The organism is Asaia sp. VD9 (assembly GCF_037150015.1).
GTDB lineage: Bacteria > Pseudomonadota > Alphaproteobacteria > Acetobacterales > Acetobacteraceae > Asaia.
The window spans coordinates 1-11,437 of sequence record NZ_JBBCQM010000024.1; the positions used below are offsets into that span (position 1 = coordinate 1).

At 62.1% G+C, this 11,437-nt stretch carries 8 protein-coding genes; all 8 read left to right on the forward strand.

Going from position 1 to position 11,437, the window contains the following annotated elements; translation table 11 throughout:
- Positions 1-681: 681 nt before the first annotated feature.
- On the forward strand, positions 682-5,745 hold the full coding sequence (locus WFJ47_RS15970; RefSeq protein WP_336764319.1) for a DEAD/DEAH box helicase family protein: 5,064 nt from the start codon (positions 682-684) through the stop codon (positions 5,743-5,745).
- 188 nt (positions 5,746-5,933) lie between these two features.
- Positions 5,934-6,320, forward strand: coding sequence for a DUF6876 family protein (locus WFJ47_RS15975; protein WP_336764320.1), 387 nt, complete (start codon positions 5,934-5,936; stop codon positions 6,318-6,320).
- Positions 6,321-6,332: 12 nt separating this feature from the next.
- Positions 6,333-6,974 (forward strand): hypothetical protein, encoded by a 642-nt coding sequence (locus WFJ47_RS15980; protein WP_336764321.1) that lies wholly within the window; start codon positions 6,333-6,335, stop codon positions 6,972-6,974.
- On the forward strand, positions 6,974-7,267 hold the full coding sequence (locus tag WFJ47_RS15985) for a hypothetical protein (protein ID WP_336764322.1): 294 nt from the start codon (positions 6,974-6,976) through the stop codon (positions 7,265-7,267). The genes WFJ47_RS15980 and WFJ47_RS15985 overlap by 1 nt, the downstream gene beginning before the upstream one ends.
- A 95-nt stretch (positions 7,268-7,362) precedes the next feature.
- Complete coding sequence (locus WFJ47_RS15990; protein ID WP_336764323.1) at positions 7,363-7,776, forward strand: hypothetical protein; 414 nt, start codon at positions 7,363-7,365, stop codon at positions 7,774-7,776.
- 271 nt (positions 7,777-8,047) lie between these two features.
- Positions 8,048-8,539: a hypothetical protein gene (locus WFJ47_RS15995; RefSeq protein ID WP_336764324.1), complete on the forward strand. Its 492-nt coding sequence runs from the start codon at positions 8,048-8,050 to the stop codon at positions 8,537-8,539.
- A gap of 59 nt (positions 8,540-8,598) precedes the next feature.
- Entirely contained in the window at positions 8,599-10,518 is a 1,920-nt protein-coding gene (locus WFJ47_RS16000; protein WP_336764325.1) for a ParB N-terminal domain-containing protein, read from the forward strand.
- A 231-nt stretch (positions 10,519-10,749) separates the two neighbouring features.
- Positions 10,750-11,346, forward strand: coding sequence for a hypothetical protein (locus WFJ47_RS16005; RefSeq protein WP_336764326.1), 597 nt, complete (start codon positions 10,750-10,752; stop codon positions 11,344-11,346).
- Positions 11,347-11,437: the final 91 nt, after the last annotated feature.

Below are 11,437 nucleotides of genomic sequence, written 5' to 3' on the forward strand. Positions count from 1 at the left end.
GCATCGCGTGGCGGTGGAAGCGGAAGACCTACGGTAGACTGCTGACCTCCCCTGCCCCGGCAGGGGAGGGAGCGTATTGTCGAAAGGCCCGCTGCGCGCGCCTTCCGGTAGACTTACCGTCTACTTCGCCACAGTCCTTCATCCCCTGCATCGCGTGGCGGTGGAAACGGAAGACCTACGGTAGACTGCTGACCTCCCCTGCCCCGGCAGGGGAGGGAGCGTGTTGTCGAGAGCCCCGCTCTGCGCGCCTCTCGGTAGACTTACCGTGTACTTCGCGCCGGCCTTCCATCACCCGCATCGCTTGGCTGTGGAAACGGAAGACCTACGGTAGACCCGTGGACCCCAGTCTTTCGGCATGACCTGATGATCCAACTCGTCGTCGAGCGACGGCTTGGTGGTGAGAAGCTGAGTCCTACACGAGTAGCGAGGAGAGAGGCGGACCAGAACCCGCCGTCATGGCTAAGCCGTGGCTCCTCGCCATGCTCACGACCTGCGGTCGCTGCGCGTGGCTGCGGTGCCGGCGCGCGAGCGCACCGGGCTTAACCCTGCCGCCGGGTCCCGGTGCCGGAGATGGAGAAGGGAGAGAGAAAAGAAAATCTCGATCCCGGATCCTCTCCAATCACCGCATCCTCCCGCGTCAAAGAGCGCAGGTGAGGTCCGGTCCTGCACGGATGCCAGCCGATGTCGAACGCCGATTTCCAACTCAGCCTGTTTGGCGATACCGCCCTTGATGGCAATGCGAACCTGTTCTGGGGTGAACTGGAAGGCGAAGAGGGCGATGCACCGGGCGCGCTGCTGCCTGCGGTCGAACCCCTCGTCATTCCTCAGACTGATTTCCGTCTCGCCGGTCTGCGTGGTCTGGCCCAGGGCTGGAAAGCGCGTGCGCGTGACAACATCGAGGCGATCAAGCTGGTCGCGACCCTCGAGCGCGAGGCCCGTAACGCGACGAGCGAAGAGCAGGCGCAGCTGAGCCGCTTCACCGGGTTCGGGGCAGGGGAGCTGGCAAATGCACTTTTCCCCCGTGCCGATGAAGCCTATCGCGCGGGCTGGGAAAAGCTGGGTGCCGATCTCGAAGCCTGCACCACCGAGGCGGAGCGCAGCGCCCTCGCACGCTCGACCCAGTATGCCCACTACACCCCTGAAACGGTCGTCCATGCCATGTGGGACTTCATGATGGCGCGTGGCTTTGCAGGCGGGTCCGTACTGGAGCCGGGTTGCGGGACAGGCCTGTTCGTCGCGTCGCGCCCTGAGAAGCTCGAGGGAAAGATCGCCTTCACCGGCATCGAGATGGACCCGCTCACGGCGCGCATCGCCGCGAAGCTCTATCCGAAGCAGTGGATCCGCGCAGAGGACTTCACCCGTGCCAAGCTGAGCACAGGCTACGATCTGGCGATCGGCAATCCGCCATTCTCGAACCGCACGGTGAGCCAGGCTGAGCCGCGTGACCTCAAGGGGCTGTCGCTCCATGACTGGTTCCTGGCCCGCTCGATCAATGCCCTGCGCCCCAATGGGATCGCGGCCTTTGTGATCTCGCGCCACACCCTCGATAAGACCGATGCCCGTGCGCGCACGCTCATTCACGAGGAAGCCGAATTCCTGGGCGCCGTACGCCTGCCGGCCAGCACCATGCGTGCCGATGCCGGCACGGATGTGGTCGTGGACATCGTATTCTTCCGCAAGCGCGAGATCGGCGAGATGCCGGGCGATGAGACCTGGCTGTCCTGTGTCGATATCGAGGGCACGAACATGGGAGATGGGGCCCTGCGCATCAATGCGTGGATGGAAGCGCACCCCGAGCAGGTTCTGGGCTTTCATGGCTGGGCCAGCACGGCCTTTGGCATGGACTACACCTGCGTTGCCCGCGACGGACAGGATCTGGCTGACGCACTCCCCGAAGCCCTCGGCCGCATTGCACCTGCACTGCGTTTCCCGCCCGTGGCCGATAGCCGCATCGTCCGCCCTGCAAAGGAGACGCGCGAAGAGGGCGGCGACCTGCGTGAAGGCAGCTACTTCATGGAAGGCGGCATCCTGCACCAGATCGTCGGCGGGCAGGGGAGGGTGGTCGCCATTCGCAAGGGCGAGCAGAAGGAGGGCATCTTCCAGAAGCACGCGCGTATCATCAAGGCGATGATCCCCGTGCGCGATGCGACCCGCGCCGTGCTGCGGGCGCAGTTCGAGAACAAGCCGTTTGCCGGCCTGCAGGCTAGCCTCAAGCGTGCCTGGCTGAACTTCACGCGCCAGTTCGGCCCGATCAACCATACCAAGACGACAACCCGCGTCGACGCCGTGACCGGCGCCGAGAGCGAGACCCAGCGTCGCCCGAACCTGCAGACCTTCCTCGACGATCCCGATGTCTGGCTCGTGTCCTCGATCGAGCGTTATGACGAGGAGACCGATACGGCCGAACCGGGGCCGCTCTTTACCGATCGCGTGATTCAGGCGCCGTCCGAACCCGAGATCCATTCCGTCCATGATGCTCTGGCCGTGTGCCTGCATGAAGCGGGACGCGTCGAGCTGCCGATCGTGGCCGAGTTGATGGGGCAGAGCGAAGAAGCCGTGACGGCCGAGCTAGGCAGCAGCATCTTCCTCGAGCCAAGCCGCTCGAGCAATGGCCGCCCGGTATGGGTGACGTCTGACGAGTATCTTTCCGGTGCCGTGCGCACCAAGCTCGCCGAGGCGCGCGAAGCCGCTGCGCGCGATGCACGCTACGCGCGCAACGTCTCAGCCCTCGAGGCCGTGCAGCCCGAGGATCTGCGTCCGAGCGATATTACCGCCCGTCTGGGGGCGCCGTGGGTTCCCGTCGAGGTCGTGACGGCTTTCGTGTCCGAGGTGATCGGGGTGGAAGCCCGGATCTACCACACCGCTGCCGTGGCCTGCTGGTCGATCGACAAGCGTGCTTTTGCCGGTCGCGCCGAAGCGACCTCGGTCTGGGGGACCGAGCGCCGTCATGCCGGAGAGCTGCTCGAGGACGCCCTCACACAGGCAAGCCCGAAGATCTTCGACACCTATCAGGAGGACGGGGTCGAAAAGCGCGTGCTTAACGCCAAGGAGACCGAGGCCGCCAAGGAGAAGCTCCGGGTGATCCGCAATGCGTTCCAGGATTGGGTCTGGCAGGATAGCGAGCGCGCCGACCGCCTCGTGCGCCTGTATAACGAGACCTATAACAATCTCGTCCCGCGCCTCTTCGACGGAAGCCACCTGCGCCTGCCGGGGGCCAGCTCGGCCATCATGCTGCGCGACCACCAGAAGCGCGTCATATGGAGGATCATCGCCTCGGGGCGCACCTACATGGCGCATGCCGTGGGTGCCGGAAAGACCTTCTCCATGTGCGCGGCCGTGATGGAGCAAAAGCGCCTCGGTCTGATCTCCAAGGCGATGATCGTGGTGCCGGGGCACTGCCTGGCGCAAATGGCTCGCGAGTTCCTGATGCTCTACCCGACCGCGAATATCATGGTCGCCGACGAAACGAACTTCGTGAAGGCCAAGCGCCAGAGCTTTATCGCGCGTGCTGCGACGGGGAACTGGGACGCCATCATCATCACGCATGACGCCTTCAAGTTCATCCCGGTCGAGAGCAGTTTCGAGCGTGAGATGATCGAGGACCAGATCGCGTCCTATGAGGCCATCCTCGATAATGTCGATCCGGACGATCGCCTCTCTCGCAAGCGCATCGAGCGTATGAAGGAAGGGATGCAGGAGCGTCTCGAGAGCCTGCAGGGCAGCAAGGATGATCTGGTGCATCTCGGTGAGATCGGCATCGATCAGATCATGGTCGACGAGGCCCAGCAGTTCCGCAAGCTCTCTTTCGCGACGAACCAGTCCGACCTGAAGGGCGTGGACCCGAATGGCAGCCAGCGTGCCTGGGATCTGTTCGTGAAAACCCGCTATCTCGCCCGTAGCAATTCCGGTCGCGAGCTGATCCTCGCATCGGGCTCACCGATCACGAACACGATTGGAGAACTGTTCACCGTCCAGCGCTCCATGGCACTCGAGGATCTGCGCGCACGCGATCTCCACGAGTTCGACGCCTGGGCCGCGAATTTCGGCGAGACGCGCACCGAACTCGAGCTGCAGCCGAGCGGACTCTACAAGCCCGTCACGCGTTTCACCGAGTTCGTCAACGTCGCTGATCTTATGGCCATGTATCGCCATTTCGCCGATGTAGTCCAGCAGGACGATCTGCGCCGCTATGTCAAACTGCCCGCGATCAAGGGCGGACACCGTGCGATCGTCGTTACGCCCGCCAATGACGACTTCAAGGCCTATCAGCGTACGCTCGCGTGCCGGATCAAGGCAATCGAGGAGCGGGAAGGCAAGCCCCAGAAGGGCGACGATATTCTGCTCTCGGTCATCAACGATGCCCGACATGCCGCGATCGATCTGCGCCTTGTGGGCCGGGGCGCCAAAGAGTCCAGCAAGCTCGACGACCTGATCGCTCGCGTCCATCGCATCTGGGTCGACACGAGCGAGAACACCTATCGCGATCTGCAGACAGGGGAGACTGCGCCGCTTCCAGGCGCCGTGCAGATGATCTTTTCCGATCTCGGCACCGAAGCCGCGTTCGAGAAACGCGGGTTCTCGGCCTATCTGCATATCCGCGACGAGCTGATCCGTCTTGGCGTACCCGCCGATCAGATCGCGTTCATGCAGCATTACAAGAAGGCTGCGGCAAAGCTTCGCCTGTTTGGCGATCTGAACGCAGGGCGCAAGCGCATCCTGATTGGCAGCACCGCCACCATGGGCACGGGCGTCAACGCCCAGGCCCGTCTGAAGGCTCTGCACCATCTCGATGTGCCCTGGCTCGTTTCTGACATCATCCAGCGCGAGGGCCGTATCGAGCGACAAGGCAACCAGCATGCCGAGATCGAGATCTACGCCTATGCGCAGGAAGGCTCGGTCGATGCGACCAACTGGCAGCTTCTCGAGCGCAAGCTGCGCTTCATCGCGCTCGCCATGTCAGGCGATCGCTCGATCCGTCGGATCGAGGATATCAACGATGAGGGCAACCAGTTCGCCATGGCCAAGGCGCTTGCCTCTGGCGATATGCGCCTGATGCAGAAAGCAGGGCTCGAAGCCGATCTTGCGCGTCTCGAGCGTCTCGCAGCCGCGCATTACGACGACCAGTTCGCTGTCCGCCGTTCGATCCAGACTGGCGAGCGTGAGCTGGCGTCGCTCGAGCGTCGGATCCCGGCCCTGGAGACCGATCTTGCGCAGCGTGTGGAGACGCGCGGCGAGGCTTTTTCCTTCGAGGGACCGCGGGGCGTTCTGGCCGAGCGCGAGAAAGCCGGGGCATGGCTTTTGTCCCAGGCGCGCAGGGTGGAGAAGAACCGCGAGGAAGGCTCGTGGCGTCTCGGTCGTATCGGTGGTTTCGAGATCCTGCTCGAAGCAGCACAGACGCGGTTTCTGGATGATGGAACGCCGAAGATCGAGGCAGGCCTTGCGATCGCGTTCACGTCCAGCCCGTCCGAAGTGTCGTTCGATCGCGACACCAAACCGCTCGGCCTGATTTCGAAAATCGAGCACCGGCTCGGCCGCATCGAGACAGAGCTGATGGAAACCCGCAAGACGCGTGACGAGATCACCGCCCGCCTGCCGGCTTATCGCGCGCGGCTTGGTACGCCGTTCCGCGACCAGGCCGCGCTCGATGAGAAGAAGCGCGCCCTTGCAGATCTCGAGGCTGATCTGGCGGCCGACGCCGACGCCAATGCCGCATCGGAAGAGGGTGAAACCCCGATAGCCGCCTGAGGGAAGGAGAGGGGGTAGCTGACGGGATCGGCCCGCATCAATCGGTGGGTCCTCCCCATGCTCGCAAGCTGCGCGTGGGTCCGGTCCCGGCGCTCGCGCGCCGCGACTGACCCGGCCCGACCCGCCAGCTACCGGAAGGGTCAAGCGCAGAGAATGTCAAAGCGCGCAGAACAACCCCGGAGATTCCCATGACGACTGCCCTTACCAAAGCCGAACTCGCCCAGTTTTACGGCACCTCGAAATATTATCGGTATACATTCGGTCTGGTTCTCACAGACGGCGCTGCATTTCTGGTCAAAAACGGGGCAGGCTGGCTTGTCGATGTGATCGCATCTGCACGCCTCGATCCGAAAGTTCGGCGAGAGCCATTCGAAGCATGGTCTTTGCAGGTCGATCTCAAGACGAGGACTGCCGTCGTCACATGCACGGACGGAGGCAAGGAAGGGAGGGAGCCGGTAACACTCTTTGCGCAGGACATTCCCTCTACCGATTTCCCCCTGGAGAGCCTTGAACTCTATGCAATCAGCGACGAGGGCCTTGGGGCCAAGGTCGTCATGCTGACCTCTGAATACTGAGGGAGGCCGGCTATGTCTTATCGCATCGTCTATGATCAGGTGGCTGTGAAATTCACGGCCGCCCAGCTCGCCATTTCTTGCCCGACCGAACACGGGCGGGATGACTATTTCATGCTCTTCGAACTGGGGGGCGATAACAATATGTATGACTGCGATACCGGCGCGCGTACCCGCTCCTGGGATCTGATTGGTGCGGATCGCGAGTGGGGCCTCATGCGCAAGGTTGTTGAGCATGCAGCCTATTGTGAAGGCAGGGGGTTACGCTTTTCCAATACCCATAGCACGCAGGCAGAGATCTATATCCGCAAGAACCGCTCAACCCTCGAGCGAGCCCTTACACGGGATGGCTTCGGCGAGACCGGCATCGGAGTTTCCGCGTCGATCAGGGTGACACGGTCGAAGCTCCGTTCGTGGCAGAGGGAGCGTCTCGCAAAGCTCGAGGCATTGATGACGCCGCAGGGAGATAGTGATTACGCCTTATGGGAGCTGAGCCCCCTGCGAGATTCGCTGCATGCTGCGCTTTTCTTCGCGTTCCACACGCTTGATGAACGCGCCATTTACAGCAAGGCGACGGTTCACGGCCCGTCGAAGGGGAGGGAGCCCGTGCTCAAGCTGGTCTCGCCAAATGCCTTCGCCGCCAGGGAGGCCGCGTAATGCCCCAATACACCGTCAAGATCGGCTTCTGGCTCCGAGCCTATGACAGCGCGGAGATAGAGGCCGATAGTCCCGACGAAATCATCGAACGGGCCAAGGCCGCCGCACGCGAGATGATGGAACGGACCGGTACGCCGGAACATATCGAAGTCACCGCCCGTCGCGAGGGAATCATCTGTTGGATCGACCAAAGTGGCTTTCCTGCCGGCGTTGATACGGTGGCAGAAGATGTCGAATTCGATGACGATCGCATCCATCCCACGCAGTCCAACCCGGCCGAGGCCACCGCATGAGCGCCGAACTCAAATGCGCCACGCTGCGCAATCCGCCTCTGGCGTCTCACGCATTTGTTGCAACGTCGTCTGAGACCGCCGAGGAGAAGGCGCGCATGGGCGACACGATCCTCTCGTTCATCGCGCGCGGCATGCCGCACAGCGCATGGAACAAGCGCCTCTATCGGCGCCTGTCCAATATGTTCGGGTTCATCGCCCATTATGACATCAACGGTTTCTGGGAAGAGCAACTCTCCACCACCCAGTCGCGAATTGCGTTTCTCGAACAGATCGAGGCCTACCCTTGCTGGGGCCAGCCGACCCATACCTGGTCCGATGTCGAGCGTGCGATCCAGAACCGGCTTCGCGCTGCGCGCCTCGCCGACGCTTATCGCAGCGAACTGCGCCGCGAAAAGGAGCGCACCGAGCGCGCGATGCTCGCGGCGCTTAGCGCGAAATACAAACACCTTGCCCCCGCCGGGGCACCGATGATGCCGAGCGCAGACCCGGTGCAACTGGGTCTCTTCTGACCGTCTGCAAACTGGACCTCGGCCAGCCGCCTGCCCAATGCCGCGTCGGGCAAGAACGACATCCCGACAGCCGCTCGGAGGAAAGAAGGAGAAAGGGAGGTAGCTGACGGGATCGGTCCGCATCAAGCGGTGGGTCCTCCCCATGCTCGCAAGCTGCGCGTGAGTCCGGTCCCGTCGCTAACGCGCCGCGCCTGACCCGGCCCGACCCGCCACCTACCGGAATGGTCAAGCGCAGAGAATAGAGCGCGAGACACATGCCGGAGACAGGACAATGTCCGAACAGATCGCACCCCAGATGGAACGCCCTTCAGTGATAGGGCCCGACTATATGGAGGAGCTGAAGCGCCGCCAGGCATTGCGTCAGGAGGCGTTGCGACTGAACCTCGAGCTTATCTGGGATGCGATGCAGGCCGGTGCGGGTAAGCGGATCATACTCTGCTATGACTGCCAGGACTGCCGAATCGATGCTCCCACGGTCAGCTTCGAGGGGACATCAGATAGCGTGCCCTTTCCTGAAGCGATCCGCCTGCCCAAAGCGGTCGATGCCATGGGCCTTCCTGCTCAGATCGCCCTGATTTTTCCTGACACACTGAGCGATGTCGCCTGGCTTTGCGTCCAGATTGTCCTTGGCCGGTCCAAGCCAGACTGGAACGAAGGGGCAGGCGGCTACGGCGAAGCGGTCTTCGACCTTGCCATACGCGATCTATCCATCTCGCACAGCCAGCGCATCGTCGAGCACGAAGCCTACCTCTTCAACGCCTGACGCCCTCCCAAACCTACGAATGAAACCGCTCCTGCGCTCAGCGCAGGGGATGAGGAGACATGACCGTGACCAATGCGACACCCGAACTGCGCCTTGTGAATCCCAAGAGCCTCGTGGCCAATGATACGAACCCTCGCCGGACACCGGCCTCCGAGGAGGATGACCGCCGCCTTGCACTCAACATCAAGATTGCCGGTCTCATTCACCCGCCTTTGGTCCGGGAGCAGGAAGATGGTTCGCTGAAAATCATCGCCGGCTCGCGACGCGTTCGTGCGTGCATCATGGCCAAACTCACCGAGATTCCCGTTCATGTCACTGCGGCAGACGAGAAACTCGACACGCTCGTCGCGGGGTCAGAGAACATGATCAGACAGGCCATGAGCGAGCCCGATCAGTGGGCATTCGTGGTTAGTCTGCGCAGGGAGAAAGGTTTGAGCGACAGTCAGATTTGCAAGGCGATGCTGATCACGCCGTCCTATCTGAAGCGGCTGGACCTACTGGCCCGTCTGCATCCTCCCATTCTGGACGCTATTGCGCTTGGTTACGGACCTGAGGGTAATGCTCGCGCAGCCATAGCGAAATCGTCGCTCGAGGAACAGGAGGCCGCGTGGTTTGAAATGTGGTCCGACCATGTCCAGGACGGCGCTGACCCTGTCCAGTATCGTATGACGCCGGAGGAAGCACAGGATTTCGAGTGGAACGAGCTGGCACACGCCCTCTCCCATACCGAATTCTACGCGCGCGACGCCCGTTTTGGGGACGATCTGGCCAAGGAACACGGGATCGTCTGGGAAGAAGATCTCTTTGCGCCCGCTGATCAGGACAACCGCTATACACGGGACGCTTTGGCATTTTCCGCTGCGCAGACCGCGTGGATTGCAAGCATTCTCACCGAAGGCAAGATCCAGATCGATTGTAGTGAATGGGGCACCCCCCTCTTTCCTGACGGGCTTCGCCGGAGCTTTTACGCTGAAACCACCGAAGGACAGGCTTACGCGCTGGATCCTCGCACGCTCTTTGTGAAGGAGTGGGACTTCCAGAGTTGCGAGGTCTCCGCACAGTCCTCGACGTCAATGGCATACGCGCCTGCTCCCGTCGCCAAAAAAGAACGTGCCGACATCTCGGGCACCGGCGATAAGATGATCGGCGAGATCCGCACACGGGCGCTGGACGAGGCGCTCGATGCGCAGGCTGCCGATGTCGATCCGTGGGATCTGGTCGGTGCCCTCCTGCTGGCCTTGTCGAACAACAATATTCACGTGCATGGAGAGCGCTCGCCTGGGGGCGGGCCCGCTAATCATGCCACGGCTCGGGCCCGCCGGGCTCTTTTTCCTGAGGGCGTACTCGTTCGCGATCCCAACCTGCTCCGCCAGCATGCGATCACGGTGCTGAAATCGATCTCGAGTTGTGAGATCAGCATGCACTCGGGCAGCGGCCTCTCGGCTCAGATGCTGGGCGTTCTCTTCAATGCCGATGCGCATATGCCGAGCCTCGCCTTTGAGGAGTTCCTCAAGACCTATTCCAAGCCCGGTATCACCAAAGCCGTCCAGGCACTCGGTCTTGCAGAACAGGCAACTGGCAAGCTCATGCGAGCCAGCCTGATCAACCATGTGGGGCAGGGTCATTGGGTGCCGCCCGAGGCCGGGTTCGCGCAGGCCGTGGATGTCTGGCGTGCTCAGGCCGCCGAAGAAGCCAGACGCCTCGCTCGATGGAATGATACCGACACGGATGACACGGATGCCGAAGATGAGGACCCGGGCGAGGACGTCACAGGCGACGACGCAGATGCGGTTGCCCCGGAGACGATACCGCCCAGCGAAACCGGCGAGGACGAAGCTGCAGCGGCCGGGATCGTCCCGGATGGGAAGACTGCCGATCCAACCCTAGCTGCCCTGTCGACCCGCTTGCGGGACAGCTTCGCGTCCACCCCTGCGGGGCGGAAGCATTTCGATGACCACGTGGAAATCATCTGCGTCTGACCCTCGAGCGCATTGGCCCTCCCTTGCGAAGGGCCAATGCAGATCGCACCTCTCTTGAGGAGGAGGCTGGGTTCTGCGGGATAGGCAAGTTCAGAAAAACCGAGGCAAAGGCGGGCCACAGCCGTCCGGTCGCATCAAGGGCGCAAGGCCCTTGACCCGACCCGGCGTCTGCGGCGGCCGCGAAGAGAAAGCCGAAGAAAGGGTTTTCGGCAGGTTTCAAGGAATTTCCTCATGCGTCCCGACTTCTCATGGTCCGAGACTGTTTTGCTCATTCCGATTTGTCGCGGCATGCCATCGCAATGCCAGCCCGAACTCGAGGTGCATTCTGTCGAGCAGATCGTGGTCGCTGTGCCGATCTATCCGTGGACGATGACAGATCGCGCACGGACCGATCTGAATGATGCCGTCATAAACCTCGTGACGAGCGAACGTGAACGATGCGCCGACCTCGGCTTATACCGTGAATGGACACGCGCGCTCGAGCCCACAATCACCACCTGTTATCCCGGCTCGCCTGCCGCAGTGGCAGACCCTCGTGCCTTAGAATCGAAATGCAATGCCCTGCCATGGCAACTTGCAGATGATCCTGCGACCTATGGTGCGCAGGCAGGCCATTGGATCGTCGTGGATGGGTCTCTGGATCAGGAGATCGACGAGGACAGCTACCCGACCGAGGCCGAGGCACAGGAGGCAGCAGACCGGATCAACGCAGCAGATCCGTTGACCGAACAATATCACCACTGGTTCACGCTTCACTTACCCGAAAGCTGGGATATCACCGCACTTGTGTCCTCTGTGGATGGCTCCCGTGTTGCAAGAGAAAAATGACACACTGACGTTGATCAGGAGCAGTCTTCTGTCCGGCCTGTTTGCGCAGTCGGTTTTGGACTGCTGGCCCTGATGGGTTCCGCGAACAAAG